At 68.9% G+C, this 15,632-nt stretch carries 20 protein-coding genes; 19 read left to right on the forward strand and 1 reads right to left on the reverse strand.

Annotated features, from left to right (window positions below; all coding sequences use genetic code 11):
- Positions 1 to 71: 71 nt before the first annotated feature.
- The 7 genes from mftA to mftG all read left to right on the forward strand — a co-directional run bounded on the left by mftA (position 72) and on the right by mftG (position 6,630).
- A complete protein-coding gene (gene mftA / locus A5646_RS24535) occupies positions 72 to 161 on the forward strand; it encodes a mycofactocin precursor MftA (RefSeq protein ID WP_007773607.1) in 90 nt (29 codons plus the stop codon).
- On the forward strand, positions 146 to 472 hold the full coding sequence (gene mftB, locus A5646_RS24540) for a mycofactocin biosynthesis chaperone MftB (protein ID WP_197505277.1): 327 nt from the start codon (positions 146 to 148) through the stop codon (positions 470 to 472). Before mftA ends, mftB begins: the two co-directional genes overlap by 16 nt.
- Positions 469 to 1,674 carry a mycofactocin radical SAM maturase gene (gene mftC / locus A5646_RS24545; protein WP_067024833.1) on the forward strand — a complete coding sequence of 402 codons (1,206 nt, stop codon included), beginning with the start codon at positions 469 to 471 and terminating at the stop codon, positions 1,672 to 1,674. Before mftB ends, mftC begins: the two co-directional genes overlap by 4 nt.
- Positions 1,675 to 1,676: 2 nt before the next feature.
- The gene (gene mftD, locus A5646_RS24550) at positions 1,677 to 2,867 is read left to right on the forward strand and encodes a pre-mycofactocin synthase MftD (protein ID WP_067024836.1); all 1,191 of its coding nucleotides are present in this window, start codon (positions 1,677 to 1,679) and stop codon (positions 2,865 to 2,867) included.
- A 164-nt stretch (positions 2,868 to 3,031) separates the two neighbouring features.
- Positions 3,032 to 3,763 carry a mycofactocin biosynthesis peptidyl-dipeptidase MftE gene (mftE, locus tag A5646_RS24555; RefSeq protein WP_066869340.1) on the forward strand — a complete coding sequence of 244 codons (732 nt, stop codon included), beginning with the start codon at positions 3,032 to 3,034 and terminating at the stop codon, positions 3,761 to 3,763.
- Positions 3,760 to 5,172, forward strand: a complete 1,413-nt coding sequence (gene mftF / locus A5646_RS24560) for a mycofactocin biosynthesis glycosyltransferase MftF (RefSeq protein ID WP_156765690.1) — start codon at positions 3,760 to 3,762, stop codon at positions 5,170 to 5,172. The genes mftE and mftF overlap by 4 nt, the downstream gene beginning before the upstream one ends.
- Positions 5,173 to 5,190: 18 nt before the next feature.
- Positions 5,191 to 6,630, forward strand: coding sequence for a mycofactocin system GMC family oxidoreductase MftG (gene mftG, locus A5646_RS24565; RefSeq protein WP_067024842.1), 1,440 nt, complete (start codon positions 5,191 to 5,193; stop codon positions 6,628 to 6,630).
- Positions 6,631 to 7,315: 685 nt separating this feature from the next.
- On the opposite strand, the gene A5646_RS24575 is transcribed toward mftG, so the two are convergent.
- Positions 7,316 to 8,905 (reverse strand): MFS transporter, encoded by a 1,590-nt coding sequence (locus tag A5646_RS24575; RefSeq protein ID WP_067024847.1) that lies wholly within the window; start codon positions 8,903 to 8,905, stop codon positions 7,316 to 7,318.
- Between the two features lie 143 nt (positions 8,906 to 9,048).
- On the opposite strand from A5646_RS24575, the gene A5646_RS24580 reads away from it, so the two are divergent.
- The 12 genes from A5646_RS24580 to rpsQ all read left to right on the forward strand — a co-directional run bounded on the left by A5646_RS24580 (position 9,049) and on the right by rpsQ (position 15,609).
- Positions 9,049 to 9,648, forward strand: a complete 600-nt coding sequence (locus A5646_RS24580; protein WP_197497926.1) for a TetR/AcrR family transcriptional regulator — start codon at positions 9,049 to 9,051, stop codon at positions 9,646 to 9,648.
- Between the two features lie 438 nt (positions 9,649 to 10,086).
- A complete protein-coding gene (gene rpsJ / locus A5646_RS24585) occupies positions 10,087 to 10,392 on the forward strand; it encodes a 30S ribosomal protein S10 (RefSeq protein WP_003873519.1) in 306 nt (101 codons plus the stop codon).
- A gap of 14 nt (positions 10,393 to 10,406) precedes the next feature.
- Positions 10,407 to 11,060, forward strand: coding sequence for a 50S ribosomal protein L3 (gene rplC, locus A5646_RS24590; protein WP_066869357.1), 654 nt, complete (start codon positions 10,407 to 10,409; stop codon positions 11,058 to 11,060).
- On the forward strand, positions 11,060 to 11,728 hold the full coding sequence (rplD, locus tag A5646_RS24595; RefSeq protein ID WP_066876433.1) for a 50S ribosomal protein L4: 669 nt from the start codon (positions 11,060 to 11,062) through the stop codon (positions 11,726 to 11,728). The genes rplC and rplD overlap by 1 nt, the downstream gene beginning before the upstream one ends.
- The gene (rplW, locus tag A5646_RS24600; protein ID WP_007773589.1) at positions 11,729 to 12,031 is read left to right on the forward strand and encodes a 50S ribosomal protein L23; all 303 of its coding nucleotides are present in this window, start codon (positions 11,729 to 11,731) and stop codon (positions 12,029 to 12,031) included.
- A gap of 28 nt (positions 12,032 to 12,059) precedes the next feature.
- A complete protein-coding gene (rplB, locus tag A5646_RS24605) occupies positions 12,060 to 12,902 on the forward strand; it encodes a 50S ribosomal protein L2 (protein WP_007773586.1) in 843 nt (280 codons plus the stop codon).
- Positions 12,903 to 12,931: 29 nt separating this feature from the next.
- Positions 12,932 to 13,213 (forward strand): 30S ribosomal protein S19, encoded by a 282-nt coding sequence (gene rpsS / locus A5646_RS24610; protein WP_007773585.1) that lies wholly within the window; start codon positions 12,932 to 12,934, stop codon positions 13,211 to 13,213.
- A complete protein-coding gene (rplV, locus tag A5646_RS24615; protein WP_067024850.1) occupies positions 13,210 to 13,761 on the forward strand; it encodes a 50S ribosomal protein L22 in 552 nt (183 codons plus the stop codon). The genes rpsS and rplV overlap by 4 nt, the downstream gene beginning before the upstream one ends.
- Complete coding sequence (rpsC, locus tag A5646_RS24620) at positions 13,761 to 14,600, forward strand: 30S ribosomal protein S3 (protein ID WP_066869367.1); 840 nt, start codon at positions 13,761 to 13,763, stop codon at positions 14,598 to 14,600. The genes rplV and rpsC overlap by 1 nt, the downstream gene beginning before the upstream one ends.
- Positions 14,601 to 14,603: 3 nt before the next feature.
- Complete coding sequence (gene rplP / locus A5646_RS24625; RefSeq protein ID WP_007773582.1) at positions 14,604 to 15,020, forward strand: 50S ribosomal protein L16; 417 nt, start codon at positions 14,604 to 14,606, stop codon at positions 15,018 to 15,020.
- Complete coding sequence (rpmC, locus tag A5646_RS24630) at positions 15,020 to 15,253, forward strand: 50S ribosomal protein L29 (RefSeq protein WP_055401869.1); 234 nt, start codon at positions 15,020 to 15,022, stop codon at positions 15,251 to 15,253. The genes rplP and rpmC overlap by 1 nt, the downstream gene beginning before the upstream one ends.
- Positions 15,253 to 15,609: a 30S ribosomal protein S17 gene (rpsQ, locus tag A5646_RS24635; RefSeq protein WP_066869370.1), complete on the forward strand. Its 357-nt coding sequence runs from the start codon at positions 15,253 to 15,255 to the stop codon at positions 15,607 to 15,609. The genes rpmC and rpsQ overlap by 1 nt, the downstream gene beginning before the upstream one ends.
- Positions 15,610 to 15,632: the final 23 nt, after the last annotated feature.

Raw genomic sequence — 15,632 nt, forward strand, 5'->3', positions numbered from 1 at the left:
GATGCCATATTCTGACGGCGAGTGTGACTCAGATCCCATCGTTGTCAAGACCGCACGAAAGGCAAGGCCCCGTGGACCACGAGACCGAAACTGATACCCAGCTCGTCACCGAGACCCTGGTCGAAGAGGTATCGATCGACGGCATGTGCGGGGTCTACTGACCGTGCCCCTGCCCGCGCAGGCCCGGACGGCGACCTCGTTCGATCCTGATCGCGGCTGGCGACTGCACCCGCAGGTGGCGGTTCGACCGGAACCGTTCGGCGCGCTGCTCTACCACTTCGGTACCCGCAAGCTGTCGTTTCTGAAGAACCGCACCATCCTCACGGTGGTGCAGTCGCTGGCCGACCATCCCGACATCCGGTCCGCCTGCCGCGCGGCGGGCGTCCAGGACGCCGCGCAGGCGCCCTACCTGCATGCGCTGAGTGTGCTCGTCGATTCCAACATGCTGGTGCCCCTGGAGGACAACCAATGACAACAGCGGCCCCTGTGCCCCGCCTCATCGAGCAGTTCGAGCACGGGCTCGACGCACCCATCTGCCTCACCTGGGAGCTGACGTACGCCTGCAACCTGGCCTGCGTGCACTGCCTGTCCTCGTCGGGCAAGCGGGACCCGCGGGAGCTGTCCACCCGTCAGTGCATGGACATCATCGATGAGCTGGAACGCATGCAGGTGTTCTACGTCAACATCGGCGGCGGGGAACCGACTGTGCGCCCGGACTTTTGGGAGCTGGTCGACTATGCGACCGAGCACCACGTGGGGGTCAAGTTCTCCACCAACGGCGTGCGGATAACCCCCGAGGTCGCCGCGCGGCTGGCGGCCAGCGACTACGTAGACGTCCAGATCTCGCTGGACGGCGCCACCGCCGAGGTCAACGACGCCGTGCGCGGACCCGGGTCGTTCGACATGGCGGTGCGGGCGCTGCAGAACCTTGCCGACGCCGGCTTCTCCGACGCCAAGATCTCCGTGGTCGTCACCCGGCACAACGTCGACCAGCTCGACGAATTCGCGGCGCTGGCAAGCCGTTACGGCGCCACACTGCGGATCACCCGGCTGCGCCCGTCCGGACGCGGCGCCGACGTCTGGGAAGAGCTGCACCCCACCGCCGAGCAGCAGGTCCAGCTGTATGACTGGCTGGTCGCCAAGGGCGAGCGGGTGCTCACCGGCGACTCCTTCTTCCACCTGGCCCCGCTCGGCCAATCCGGCGCCCTGGCCGGGCTGAACATGTGCGGGGCCGGGCGCGTCGTGTGCCTGATCGACCCGGTCGGCGATGTGTACGCCTGCCCGTTCGCCATCCACGACCGCTTCCTGGCCGGAAACGTGTTGTCCGATGGGGGTTTTGACAACGTCTGGAAGAACGCCCCGCTGTTCCGCGAGCTGCGCGAGCCCCAGTCGGCCGGCGCCTGCGGCAGCTGTGGCCACTACGACAGCTGCCGGGGCGGATGCATGGCCGCCAAGTTCTTCACCGGGCTGCCGCTGGACGGCCCGGACCCCGAATGCGTCCAGGGGCACAGCGCGTCGGCGCTGGCGCACGAGCGTGAGACGCCGCGCCCCCGGGCCGATCACTCCCGCGGGAAGCGCATCCGCCAACCGGTGCCGCTGACCCTGTCGCTGCGGCCGCCGGCCATCACGCCGGTGGCGCCGCCCGCCCGCATGTGTAACGAAAGTCCGGTGTAACGATGGCCGACGCATGGTTCGAAACCGTCGCCATCGCGCAGCAGCGCGCCAAGCGCCGGTTGCCGAAATCGGCGTACTCGTCGCTGATTTCGGCCAGCGAAAAGGGAGTCACGGTCTCCGACAACGTGGCAGCCTTCAGCGAACTCGGATTCGCGCCGCACGTCATCGGCGCGCAGGAGAAGCGCGACCTGTCGACCAGCGTTATGGGGCAAGACATTTCGCTGCCGGTGCTGATCTCGCCGACCGGCGTGCAGGCGGTCCACCCCGACGGCGAGGTTGCCGTGGCGCGGGCCGCCGCCGCCCGCGGCACCGCCATGGGGCTGTCCTCGTTCGCCAGCAAGCCGATCGAAGAGGTCATCGCGGCGAACCCGAAGGTGTTCTTCCAGGTGTACTGGCTGGGTGATCGCGACGCGATCGCCGCGCGGGTCGAGCGCGCCCGGGCGGCCGGCGCCGTCGGCCTGATCGTCACCACCGACTGGAGCTTCTCGCACGGCCGGGACTGGGGCAGCCCGTCCATCCCGGAGAAGATGGACTTCAAGACCATCGTCAAGATGAGCCCGGAGGTCGTCACCAAGCCGCGGTGGTTGCTGCAGTGGGCGAAGACCATGCGGCCCCCGGAGCTGCGGGTGCCCAACCAGGGCCGCCGCGGCGAGCCCGGCCCCCCGTTCTTCCAGGCCTACGGGGAATGGATGGGTACGCCGCCGCCGACCTGGGAGGACATCGCCTGGCTCCGCGAGCTGTGGGGCGGGCCCTTCATGCTCAAGGGCGTGATGCGCGTCGACGACGCCAAAAGGGCCGTGGACGCGGGGGTTTCGGCCATTTCGGTGTCGAACCACGGCGGCAACAACCTGGACGGCACCCCGGCCTCGATTCGCGCCCTGCCCGCGGTGGCCGCGGCCGTCGGCGACCAGATCGAGGTGGTTCTCGACGGCGGCATCCGGCGCGGCAGCGACGTCGTCAAGGCGGTGGCGCTGGGGGCGCGCGCGGTGATGATCGGCCGGGCCTACCTGTGGGGGCTGGCCGCGGCCGGGCAACCGGGGGTGGAGAACGTGCTCGACATCCTGCGCGGTGGCATCGACTCGGCGCTGATGGGTCTGGGCCTGTCCTCGGTGCACGACCTCGGGCCGGACCACATCCTGGTCCCACCCGGGTTCACCCGGGCGCTGGGCGTGCCCTCGGGCGGCGGGGCTTAGCGGAAGCCCGGTTATCCAAGTCGGACATACCCGGATTAAGTGACGCTTGCGCAAATCGTGATACGGGCGGGGTAACCGTGACGGACGAGCCCACGATTCGAACGCCCGATGAACGACCGAAGAAAAAAAGTCATTTTGAGGCTTCAACAATCGGTGCACGCCAGGTGAATTCGTCCTACCATCACCGAGTGCCCGTACTCGGCGACTTGGGAACCGCGACGTCGAGCCAGCTATCAGACAAGGCGGCCTCGGTACTGGTTCCGCTGGGGTCGACCGAACAACACGGTCCCCACCTGCCGCTGGACACCGACACCCGGATCGCAACGGCGGTCGCCCGCGGCACTCGAGGCCGTCTCGGCCACGAGTGGCTGGTGGCGCCGGCCCTGGCCTACGGGGCCAGCGGCGAGCACCAGAGCTTCGCCGGAACGATCTCGCTAGGCACCGAGGCCTTGACCACCCTGCTGGTCGAGTACGGCAGGTCAGCGGCCGGATGGGCCCGGCGGATCGTGTTCGTCAACGGGCACGGCGGCAATGTCACCGCGCTGCGCAGCGCGGTGGCCCTGTTGCGCACCGAGGGCCGCGACGCCGGCTGGTGCCCCTGCCTGACCATCGGCGGCGACGCCCACGCCGGCCATACCGAAACATCGGTGCTGCTGCACATCTCGCCGGCCGATGTCCGGGCCGATCGGCGGGTGGCCGGCAACACCGCGCCCCTGCCCGAGTTGCTCGGGTCGATGCGCCGCGGGGGAGTGGCGGCGGTCAGCCCGGTCGGCGTGCTGGGCGACCCGACCACCGCCACCGCCGCCGAGGGTGAGCGGATCCTCGCCGAGATGGTCGACGGCTGTGTCCGCCGAGTCGCCCGATGGCGGCCGGGGCCCGACGGGATGCTCGGGTGACCGCCCCCCGACTGCCCAACGGGTTCGCCGTCCAGGTCGATCGCCGGGTGCGGGTGCTCGGCGACGGCTCGGCGCTGCTCGGCGGGTCGCCCACCCGCCTGCTCAAGCTCGCGCCCGCCGCCCAGGACATGCTCTCCGATGGCCGGCTGAAGGTGCGCGACGAGCTGTCCGCCCAGCTGGCCCGCACCCTGCTGGACGCGACGGTGGCGCATCCCCGCCCCGCGGGCGGCCCGTCGCACCATGACGTCACGGTGGTAATTCCGGTGCGCGACAACCTATCTGGGGTGCGGCGCCTGGTCAGTTCACTGCGCGGCCTGCGCGTCGTCGTGGTGGACGACGGCTCGTTTCCCCCGATCGTCCCGGACGACTTCGTCGGCGCGCACTGCGACATCGAGGTGTTGCGACACGACCGCAGCAAGGGTCCGGCGGCGGCCCGCAACACCGGCCTGCGGGCGTGCCGGACGGACTTCGTCGCCTTCTTGGACTCCGACGTCGCCCCCCGCCGGGGCTGGCTGGAGGCCCTGCTCGGTCACTTCTGCGATCCCACGGTCGGCCTGGTCGCGCCCCGCATCGTCGGCCTGTCGCACAGCGAGAACGTGGTGGCGCGCTACGAGGCGGTGCACTCGTCGCTCGACCTCGGTGAGCGCGAGGCGCCGGTGCTGCCGCACAGCACGGTGTCCTACGTGCCCAGCGCGGCGATCATCTGCCGGTGCTCGGCGATCCGGGAGGTCGGCGGGTTCGACGAGACCCTGCAGTCCGGTGAGGACGTCGATCTGTGCTGGCGGCTCATCGAGGCGGGCGTCCGGCTGCGCTACGAACCGATCGCCCTGGTCGCCCACGACCACCGCACCGAATTGCGGGATTGGCTGGCGCGCAAGGCCTTTTACGGCGGCTCGGCGGCCCCGTTGTCGGTCCGCCACCCGGACAAGACGGCGCCGGTGGTGATTTCCGGGTGGGCGCTGATGACGTGGATCCTGATGGCATTCGGGTCCACCCTGTCGCGGCTGGCGTCCATCCTGCTCGCCGTCCTGACCGGTCGCCGGATCGCGCGCGCGATGCGCACCGCCGAGACGTCGATGACCGACGTCGCGATGATCGCGGGCCGCGGGCTGTGGTCGGCGGCGCTGCAGCTGGCGTCGGCGCTGTGCCGGCACTACTGGCCGCTGGCGTTGGTGGCCGCCACCATGTCGCGTCACTTCAGGCGGGTGGTGCTGGTCGCGGCGGTCATGGACGGGGTGGTCGACTGGCTTCGCCGCCGCGACGCCATCGGTGACGAGGTCGAACCGATCGGGCTGCCCACCTACCTGTTGCTCAAGCGCGTCGACGACCTGGCATACGGGCTCGGGTTGTGGTGGGGCGTGCTGCGGGAGCGCAACGTGCGCGCCCTGAAGCCCCAGATCCGGAATTAATCACACCTTGACCCGCCCTTGAGTAAGGCCGCCTCGCACAGCGATGTGCTGATCGTCGGCGCCGGGAGCGCAGGATCGGTTGTTGCGGAACGCCTTTCCGCCGATCCGCAATGTTCGGTGCATGTCCTCGAGGCGGGCCCCGCGCTCGACGATCCGGGACTTCTCGCCCAGACCGCGAACGGGTTGCAGTTGCCGATAGGTGTCGGCAGCCCGCTGGTCCGGCGCTATCAGACCCGGCTCACCGACGAACCCGCCCGCCAGCATCCCATCGTGCGCGGTGCGACCGTGGGCGGATCGGGCGCGATCAACGGCGGCTACTTCTGCCGGGGGCTACCGCGCGACTTCGATCGCATGGCCATCCCGGGCTGGGGATGGCCCGACGTGCTGGACAGCTTCCGCGCCATCGAGACCGACCTGGACTTCGACGGACCCGCCCACGGGCGCAGCGGCCCGATCCGGGTGCGCCGCACCCACGACATGACCGGGACCACCGAGCGTTTCGTCGGCGCCGCCCAGCGCGCCGGGTTCGGCTGGGTCGACGACCTCAATGACGCTGCAGCAGAACCGGTCTCGGGGATCGGCGCCGTGCCGCTCAACATCGTCGACGGCGTGCGGCGGGGGTCCGGCGCGGGATATCTGATCCCGGCGTTGCGCCGGCCGAACCTGACCGTGCAAGCGCAGACCCGGGCGGCCCGCCTGCGTTTTGCCGGCACCGCCGCGGTGGGCGTGGATGCGATCGGCCCGCAGGGACGGGTGACCTATACCGCCGACCGGGTGGTGTTGTGCGCCGGCGCGATCGAAACGGCCCACCTGCTGATGCTCTCGGGCATCGGCGACGAGGCCATGCTGACCGCCGCCGGGGTGCCGGTGCTGGCGCCGCTGCCGGTGGGGACGTCGTTCAGCGATCACGCCGAATGGGTGCTGCCCACGGATTGGACGGTGGCGCCCGGACGGCCGGTGCTCGAGGTGGTGCTGTGCACCGCCGACGATCTCGAGATCCGGCCGTACACGGGTGGATTCGTGGCGATGACCGGTGACGGCACCGCCGGGCACGCCGACTGGCCACACATCGGGGTGGCGCTGATGCAACCACGCGCGCGTGGGCGCATGACGCTGGTCTCGGCCGATCCGGATGTGTCGCCGCGAATCGAACACCGCTACGACAGTGAGCCCGACGACGTCGCGGCGCTGCGCCGGGGCAGCGAACTGGCCCGCGAATTGGCCGGTGGCACAGTCGATGCGGCGGCGGCCGTCTGGTCGACCTCGCAACATCTCTGCGGGACCGCGCCGATGGGTGCCGACGGCGACCCGCGCGCGGTCGTAGACCCGCGGTGCCGGGTCCTCGGCATCGACAACCTGTGGGTGATCGACGGCTCGGTCCTGCCGGCGATCACCAGCCGCGGGCCGCACGCCACGATCGTGATGATCGGGCACCGGGCCGCGCAGTTCGTACGGTGAACGCGGACAAATGGGCGGGCCGCGACGCGGTAGCCGAGATACTCGGCCGCCGCGGCGGCCCGCCCGACGAGGCGGCGAACATCATGCGGTCCACGTAGATGGCCACGACAAGTGGCTGTGCGCGCGCAGGTGTGCGTCGCGCGAACAATGCGTCGCAATATTCGTGGACGGCACGACCGCCATCTCATGCTTGGATAGCCCGTGCTTTATCTGTTGTCAGTCACCTCCTCTCGCCTCGACTGCGAAAGACGTTGGCACTACGGAGGAGAACGCTGCCGCGCCCACACCAGGGAGACGGGCCATCGGCCGTCGGTGGCACGCGGGCGCGTCGAGCGCCTGACCCGCGTCGGCGCGAGGGAGACCAGGGTGGTCGCGCCGCGCCGGCCACGCCGCGCCGCGGGCAACTCGCAGCTGGGGTATCGAACCGGCACGCTCGGTCGCCGCAGGCGCATCCACTCGGCCTCCACGATCGCCGTCGCCTCACGGATCGCCGCGCATGCCGGCTCGACCACGCTCGTAACGCCCATCAACACCACATCCACCTCGGGAGTACAGAGATGACTTGTAACTGTCGATATACATCTCTGATACCAGAAACGGCGGGCGCTTGCAAGCTTTCGCCACGGTGTCTTTGTGCATTGAATCGGCTGTCGGACAACGGCATTGACGGTGGCCGCTGGCGCGCTCAGTGACGCGACAGCAGCCGTCGCACCGGGCGTAGCTGGCGGCCGTCGCGGCCGGGAGCCCACACCCCGATCGCCACGGCGGCGAGGGCGACGATCGCGGCCATCGCGATGGTGGAGGCGTGCAGGGCCGCGAGGAACGCGGACTTGCTGATATCGGCCAGCTGGCGTCCCTGCGGTCCGAGCCGGGCGGCGATCTCGACCGCCTTGGCCAGCGAGTCGGTGGCCTGACCCCGCACCGGTGCGGGAAAGTCCGACAGCCTGGGCGCGAGCTCGTGCGAGTAGCGACCGGCCAGGATGGAACCGGCTACCGCGATGCCCAGCGCGCCGCCCATCTCGCGTGAGGTGTCGTTCACCGCGGAGGCGACGCCCTGCTTCTCGTCGGGAACCGCACCCATGATCGCCGACGTCGTCGGCGCCGTGCAGATTCCGATGCCGGTGGCGAGAATGAGTGTGGGCCAGGCGAACTCGAGGTAGGTGGAGTGCAGGTCCAGCCAGTACATGCATCCGAATCCCACCGCCATCAGCAGGGTGCCGGCGAACAACACCAGCCGCAGGCCCAGCTTGGGCACATACCAGAACGACAGGGCCGAGAAGATGCCCAGCGGCACCATGAACGGCCCGAAGGCCGCCGCGGTCGCCAACGCGGAGTAGCCCATGATCTGCTGCACGTATTGCATGCCGATATAGAAGAACCCGAAGGTGGCGCCGAACAGGATGACGATCGCGGTCACCCCGGTGGCGAAATTCGGGTCGGCGAACAACCGGACATCCAGCAGCGGTTGCCGGCCCCGCGCCGCCAGGCGCAACTCGAGTGCGGCGAACGCCGCGGCCATGACCGCACCGACCGCCAGCCCGCCCCACACCAGTGGGTCGCTCCACCCGCGCCCCGGCGCTTCCAGGATGGCGGCCACGGCGACGGCGACCGCCGCGCCGATCAGGACCGCGCCCGGCGCATCGACCCGAGGAGCGCCCGCGTCGCGTGACGACGCCACGGTGCAGGCCAGCGCGAAAATCAGCAGGCCGGCGATGCCCAGCGACCAGAAGATGGCGTGCCAGTCCCAAAACCGAAGCAGCAGGCCGGAACCGAGCATGCCCAACACGCCGCCGGAACCGGCCGTCCCCGCCCAGATCCCAACGGCCTTGGTGCGCTCGTCTTTTGGATAGGCCACCGTGAGCAGCGACAGCGTCGCGGGCATGACGAACGCGGCACCGATCCCGGCCACCGCCCGCCCCGCGATGATCTGGGACGGGTTGTGCAGCAGCGCCGGCGCCACCGAGCCGATCGAGAACACCAGCAGTCCGGTCAGCAGCGCGCCGCGCCGTCCGTAGCGGTCACCGATCGCGCCGGCCGGCAGCAGCAGGCAGGCCAACGCCACGGTGTAGCCGTCGACGACCCAGTTCAACTGCGAGGCGGTGGCCGACGTGGCGACCGCCAGGTCGCCGAGCGCGGTGTTCAGGGCCGTCATCGACGCCACCACCAGGGCCACCCCCATGCAGGCGACGGCCAGCGTCCAGTTTCGGGCCCGGAAGCTACCGCCGATGCCGATCCCGTCAGTACGCTGGTCATTCCGGACGAGGGTTTCGACCATGCGGTGCGCCTCCTTGGGACCGTGCGACGTTTCGAGACCAATAGTCTTGTAGGTAGACCGATAGTCTTGTTTTCAAACGGGAGGTGGGCGCAATTTCCACCGAGACGTCCGACCCGCGCCCGGCACGGTCGCGGGCCAGGCTGCTGGAAGCCGCCGTCACGCTGCTGCGCGCCGGGGGTCCCAGTGCGGTGACGGTCGACGCGGTCACCCGCACCGCCAACGTCGCCCGGGCAACCCTGTATCGCCACTTCCCGAGCGGAAACGACTTACTGGCAGCGGCTTTCAACAGCCTGATACCGGCGTCGCCCACCCCGCCGGCCGAGGGCTCGCTGCGCGACCGGCTGGTCGCGGTGGTGCTGGCCCAGGCCGAGGCCGTGGCCCTGGCCCCGACCGTGATGACCGCCATGTCCTGGCTGGCGCTGGGCCGCGACCTGGAAGGCATGCCCGAGCCGCGGCGCAGCCACAACGCCGACAGCGCGGCCATCACCACCCTGCGCGAGCGCATCGCCCAGCAGTACGCGGAGCCCTTCGACGCCATCTTCGACAGCCCGGAGGCCGCCGAGCTGGGGGAGGTCGACCGGTCGCGGGCGATCGCCCTGCTCATCGGGCCCCTGGTGCTGGGCAGGCTGTCCACCCTGCCCGATTTCGACTACCGGCAATGCGCGCTGGAGGCCGTCGACGGCTTCCTGCACGTCCAGTGCGCCAGGTCCGGCGCGGCGACTGTCGAATCGGCGGGTGCCTGAGGGCCGGCGCCCCGCCAGCTAGGCGCTTCTGACCAGCGCGGTTATCCTCCGGTGCTACCGTCCGCGAGGCGGGTGTGGCGGATTCGGACGCAGATCCGGGCCGAATTTTGATCGGCCACGATCTTCAGGCATACTGTTCAGGTTGCCTTGAGCCGGGTTTGCGCCTGGTCGGGCATACGACCAGCGTCCAAACGGGCGCGTCCGGTCCCATCCTTTGAGAGCGACGAATTTCGATCCTGAAATTGTCGTGCTGAGGCTGCGTGAGGGTGACACGCCCGACCGCGGGGGCCGGTGGACCACGACAGGTAAACAGCGGCGCAATATCCGGCGCAACGCTCGATCGGCCCAAGATTGGGCCGTCGACTGGCGCGCTGGGAGGCACTGAGGACTATGTGAGCCCGGATACCGGGCCCCAACAGGAGTGAGGGTAGGAGAAGCGTGGCGGGACAGAAGATCCGCATCAGGCTTAAGGCCTACGACCATGAGGCTATTGACGCGTCGGCGCGCAAGATCGTCGAGACCGTCGTCCGCACGGGTGCCAGCGTTGTAGGTCCGGTGCCGCTGCCGACTGAGAAGAACGTGTATTGCGTCATCCGCTCACCGCACAAGTACAAGGACTCGCGGGAGCACTTCGAGATGCGCACGCACAAGCGGCTCATCGACATCCTCGACCCGACGCCGAAGACCGTCGACGCGCTGATGCGCATCGACCTTCCGGCCAGTGTCGACGTCAACATCCAGTAGGAGATCGGCGACTCATGGCAAGAAAAGGCATCCTGGGTACCAAGCTGGGCATGACGCAGGTGTTCGACGAGAACAACCGGGTCGTGCCGGTGACGGTCGTCAAGGCCGGCCCGAACGTGGTGACCCGGATCCGTACCCCCGAGCGCGACGGCTACAGCGCCGTGCAGCTGGCCTACGGCGAGATCAGTCCCCGCAAGGTCAACAAGCCGGTGACCGGTCAGTACGCCGCCGCGGGCGTCAACCCGCGCCGGTTTCTGGCCGAGTTGCGGCTGGAGAACCCCGAGGCGGCCGCCGAATACGAGGTCGGCCAGGAGCTGACGGCGGAGATCTTCGCCGACGGCGCCTACGTCGATGTCACGGGCACCTCCAAGGGCAAGGGCTTCGCCGGCACCATGAAGCGCCACGGCTTCCGTGGCCAGGGCGCCAGCCACGGTGCCCAGGCGGTGCACCGGCGGCCCGGTTCCATCGGCGGCTGCGCCACCCCCGCCCGGGTCTTCAAGGGCACCCGGATGGCGGGCCGGATGGGTAGCGACCGGGTGACCGTCCAGAACCTGTTGGTGCACAAGGTCGATACCGAGAACGGCGTGCTGCTGATCAAGGGCGCGGTCCCCGGCCGCACCGGTGGACTCGTCGTGGTCCGCAGCGCGGTCAAGCGAGGTGAGAAGTAATGGCAGCGGTGAAGATTGACGTCAAGACGCCGGGCGGCAAGGTCGAGGGTTCGATCGAGTTGCCGGCCGAGTTGTTCGATGCGCCGGCCAATATCGCGCTGATGCACCAGGTCGTCACCGCGCAGCGGGCGGCGGCGCGTCAGGGCACGCACTCGACCAAGACGCGCGGCGATGTCAGCGGCGGTGGCCGTAAGCCGTACCGGCAGAAGGGAACCGGGCGGGCCCGTCAGGGTTCGACCCGCGCCCCGCAGTTCACCGGTGGTGGCGTCGTGCACGGGCCCAAGCCCCGCGACTACAGCCAGCGCACGCCCAAGAAGATGATCGCCGCGGCGTTGCGCGGTGCCCTGTCCGACCGGGCTCGCAACGGCCGCATCCACGCGATCACCGAGCTGGTGTCGGGGCAGACGCCGTCGACCAAGAACGCCCGGGCGTTCTTGGGCACGCTGACCGACCGCAAGCAGGTGCTGGTCGTGATCGGGCGCAGCGACGAGACTGGCGCCAAGAGCGTGCGCAACCTGCCCGGTGTGCACGTGTTGACTCCCGACCAGCTCAACACCTACGACGTGCTGCGCTCCGACGACGTGGTGTTCAGCGTTGAGGCGCTGGGCGCCTACATCGCTGGGGCCACCGGCGGCGCCGCCGATAAAGATGTGGAGGTAACGGCGTAGATGGCGACCATCACTGACCCCCGCGACATCATTCTGGGCCCCGTCATCTCGGAGAAGTCCTACTCGTTGCTCGACGACAACGTGTACACGTTTGTGGTGCACCCCGATTCGAACAAGACGCAGATCAAGATCGCTATCGAGAAGATCTTCTCCGTCAAGGTCGCATCGGTGAACACCGCGAACCGGCAAGGTAAGCGCAAGCGCACCAGGACCGGATTCGGCAAGCGCAAGAGCACCAAGCGGGCCATCGTCACGCTGGCGCCGGGTAGCAAGCCGATCGATCTGTTCGGGGCACCGGCGTAGCCGCCGCGAGAGGAAGACCTGATTAGACATGGCAATTCGTAAGTACAAGCCGACGAGCCCGGGCCGCCGCGGCTCGAGCGTGTCCGATTTCTCCGAAGTCACCCGTTCCACCCCGGAGAAGTCGCTGGTGCGCCCGCTGCACGGCCACGGTGGCCGGAACGCGCACGGCCGCATCACCACCCGCCACAAGGGTGGCGGCCACAAGCGCGCCTACCGGGTGATCGACTTCCGCCGCAACGACAAGGACGGCGTGAACGCCAAGGTCGCGCACATCGAGTACGACCCCAACCGCACCGCCAACATCGCGCTGCTGCACTTCCTGGACGGCGAGAAGCGCTACATCATTGCGCCGCAGGGACTTTCGCAGGGCGACGTGGTGGAGTGCGGCCCGAACGCCGACATCAAGCCGGGCAACAACCTGCCGCTGCGCAACATCCCGGCCGGTACCGTCATCCACGCCGTGGAGCTGCGGCCGGGCGGCGGCGCCAAGCTGGCGCGCTCGGCCGGGTCGAGCATCCAGTTGCTCGGTAAAGAGGGCACCTACGCGTCGCTGCGGATGCCCAGCGGTGAGATCCGCCGCGTCGACGTGCGCTGCCGCGCCACCGTCGGCGAGGTCGGCAACGCCGAACAGGCGAACATCAACTGGGGCAAGGCCGGCCGGATGCGGTGGAAGGGCAAGCGCCCCTCCGTCCGTGGTGTGGTGATGAACCCGGTGGACCACCCGCACGGTGGTGGTGAGGGCAAGACCTCCGGTGGTCGTCACCCGGTGAGCCCGTGGGGCAAGCCCGAGGGCCGCACCCGGCACCCGAACAAGGCCAGCAACAAGCTCATTGTCCGACGCCGGCGCACCGGCAAGAAGCACGGGCGCTGAGGAAGTCCCAGGACTAGGAGTATCAGCACATGCCACGCAGCCTGAAGAAGGGCCCGTTCGTCGACGGCCACCTGCTCAAGAAGGTGGACACGCAGAACGAGAAGAACACCAAACAGGTGATCAAGACATGGTCGCGACGTTCGACGATCATTCCTGACTTCATCGGCCACACCTTCGCCGTCCACGACGGACGCAAGCACGTCCCGGTGTTCGTCACCGAGGCGATGGTCGGCCACAAGCTCGGTGAATTCGCGCCCACCCGCACCTTCAAGGGACACATCAAGGACGACCGGAAGGCCAAACGGCGATGACCACAACGGAATTCCCATCGGCGGTGGCCAAAGCACGGTTCGTGCGGGTGTCGCCGAGAAAGGCGCGCCGGGTGATCGACCTGGTGCGCGGCCGCTCGGTGGCCGACGCGCTGGACATCCTGCGCTGGGCGCCGCAGGCCGCCAGCGAGCCGGTGGCCAAGGTGATCGCCAGTGCCGCGGCCAACGCGCAGAACAACAACGGGCTGGACCCGGCGACCCTGGTGGTCGCCACCGTCTACGCCGACGAGGGCCCCACCGCCAAGCGCATCCGTCCGCGCGCCCAGGGCCGCGCGTTCCGGATCCGCAAGCGCACCAGCCACATCACCGTCGTGGTGGAAAGCCGGCCGGGCAAGGACCAGGGACCGGCGAAGTCGTCCCGGGCCCGTCGCGCCGAGGCCAGCAAGGCCGCCGCGAAGGCCCCCGCCAAGAAAGCGCCGGCCAATAAGGCGCCCGCCAAGAAGGCCGCCACCAAAGCGCCCGCGAAGAAGGCGGCGAAGGCCGAAGCCAAGACGTCTGAGACCTCTGACGCGAAGGGAGGCTCAGACTAGTGGGCCAGAAGATCAATCCGCACGGTTTCCGGCTGGGCATCACCACCGACTGGAAGTCACGCTGGTACGCCGACAAGCAGTACGCGGACTACGTCAAGGAAGACGTCGCCATCCGGCGGCTGCTCTCGACCGGCCTGGAGCGGGCCGGGATCGCCGACGTGGAGATCGAGCGCACCCGTGACCGAGTCCGGGTGGACATCCACACCGCGCGTCCCGGCATCGTGATCGGCCGCCGCGGCACCGAGGCCGACCGGATCCGTGCCGACCTGGAGAAGCTGACCGGCAAGCAGGTTCAGCTCAACATCCTCGAGGTCCGCAACCCGGAGTCGCAGGCGCAACTGGTGGCCCAGGGCGTCGCCGAGCAGCTGAGCAACCGCGTGGCGTTCCGCCGGGCGATGCGTAAGGCCATCCAGTCGGCGATGCGTCAGCCCAACGTCAAGGGCATTCGGGTGCAGTGCTCCGGCCGCCTCGGCGGCGCCGAGATGAGCCGCTCGGAGTTCTACCGCGAGGGCCGGGTGCCGCTGCACACGCTGCGCGCCGACATCGACTACGGCCTGTACGAAGCCAAGACCACCTTCGGCCGGATCGGCGTGAAGGTGTGGATCTACAAGGGCGACATCGTCGGCGGGAAGCGCGAATTGGCCGCCGCCGCTCCGGCCGGTGCCGAGCGTTCGCGCCGTGAGCGTCCGTCGGGCACCCGTCCGCGTCGCAGTGGCGCGTCGGGCACCACGGCCACCAGCACCGAGGCCGGCCGCGCGGCCGCAAGCGCCGAAGAGGGCGCTGGCGCCGCGCCGGCCCAGTCCGCACCCGCTGCAGAACCACAGAGCACGGAGAGCTGAATCATGTTGATTCCCCGCAGGGTTAAACACCGCAAGCAGCACCACCCCCGCCAGCGCGGCATCGCCAGTGGCGGTACGGCGGTGAACTTCGGTGACTACGGCATCCAGGCCTTGGAGCACGCCTACGTCACCAACCGCCAGATCGAGTCCGCTCGTATCGCCATCAACCGGCACATCAAGCGTGGCGGCAAGGTGTGGATCAACGTGTTCCCCGACCGGCCGCTGACCAAGAAGCCCGCCGAGACCCGCATGGGTTCGGGTAAGGGTTCGCCGGAGTGGTGGGTCGTCAACGTCAAGCCGGGCCGGGTGCTGTTCGAACTCAGCTACCCCAACGAGCAGACCGCCCGGGCGGCGCTGACCCGCGCGATCCACAAGTTGCCGATCAAGGCCCGCATCGTGACTCGAGAGGATCAGTTCTGATGGCAGTGGGAATTTCGCCTGGCGAACTGCGTGAGCTCACCGAAGAGGAGCTCACCGAGCGGTTGCGCGAATCCAAGGAAGAGCTGTTCAATCTGCGTTTCCAGATGGCGACCGGACAGCTCACCAACAACCGCCGGCTCCGCACGGTGCGTCAGGAGATCGCGCGCGTCTACACGGTGCTGCGCGAACGAGAACTGGGCCTGGCTTCCGGGCCGGATGGTAAGGAATCGTGATGGCAGAAGCCAAGAAGGCCGCGCCCAAGAAGGCCGCCGCAACCGAGGCCGCGTCGAAGGACGGTAATCCCAAAGGCCCCAAGCACACTCCGGCCAACCCGAAGGTGCGGGGACGGCGCAAGGTGCGCATCGGCTACGTGGTGAGTGACAAGATGCAGAAGACCATCGTGGTCGAGCTCGAGGACCGCGTGCGTCACCCGCTGTACGGCAAGATCATCCGGACCACCACGAAGGTCAAGGCGCACGACGAGAACAGCACGGCGGGAATCGGCGACCGCGTATCGCTGATGGAGACCCGCCCGACCTCGGCGACCAAGCGCTGGCGCCTCGTCGAAATTCTGGAAAAGGCTAAGTAAGCCCTTTTAGCTAGCGGCAGCGA

It is taken from the genome of Mycobacterium sp. 1245499.0, assembly GCF_001673615.1.
Lineage (GTDB): Bacteria > Actinomycetota > Actinomycetes > Mycobacteriales > Mycobacteriaceae > Mycobacterium > Mycobacterium europaeum_A.

Coding starts and splice junctions, on each gene's coding strand:
- mftD (WP_067024836.1), top strand. CDS start 1,677: ATGGCCGACGCATGGTTCGAAACCGTCGCCATCGCGCAGCAGCGCGCC.
- rplW (WP_007773589.1), top strand. CDS start 11,729: ATGGCGACCATCACTGACCCCCGCGACATCATTCTGGGCCCCGTCATC.
- mftC (WP_067024833.1), top strand. CDS start 469: ATGACAACAGCGGCCCCTGTGCCCCGCCTCATCGAGCAGTTCGAGCAC.
- rplP (WP_007773582.1), top strand. CDS start 14,604: ATGTTGATTCCCCGCAGGGTTAAACACCGCAAGCAGCACCACCCCCGC.
- rplV (WP_067024850.1), top strand. CDS start 13,210: ATGACCACAACGGAATTCCCATCGGCGGTGGCCAAAGCACGGTTCGTG.
- rpsQ (WP_066869370.1), top strand. CDS start 15,253: ATGGCAGAAGCCAAGAAGGCCGCGCCCAAGAAGGCCGCCGCAACCGAG.
- rpmC (WP_055401869.1), top strand. CDS start 15,020: ATGGCAGTGGGAATTTCGCCTGGCGAACTGCGTGAGCTCACCGAAGAG.
- A5646_RS24575 (WP_067024847.1), bottom strand. CDS start 8,905: ATGGTCGAAACCCTCGTCCGGAATGACCAGCGTACTGACGGGATCGGC.
- rplD (WP_066876433.1), top strand. CDS start 11,060: ATGGCAGCGGTGAAGATTGACGTCAAGACGCCGGGCGGCAAGGTCGAG.
- rplB (WP_007773586.1), top strand. CDS start 12,060: ATGGCAATTCGTAAGTACAAGCCGACGAGCCCGGGCCGCCGCGGCTCG.
- rpsS (WP_007773585.1), top strand. CDS start 12,932: ATGCCACGCAGCCTGAAGAAGGGCCCGTTCGTCGACGGCCACCTGCTC.
- rplC (WP_066869357.1), top strand. CDS start 10,407: ATGGCAAGAAAAGGCATCCTGGGTACCAAGCTGGGCATGACGCAGGTG.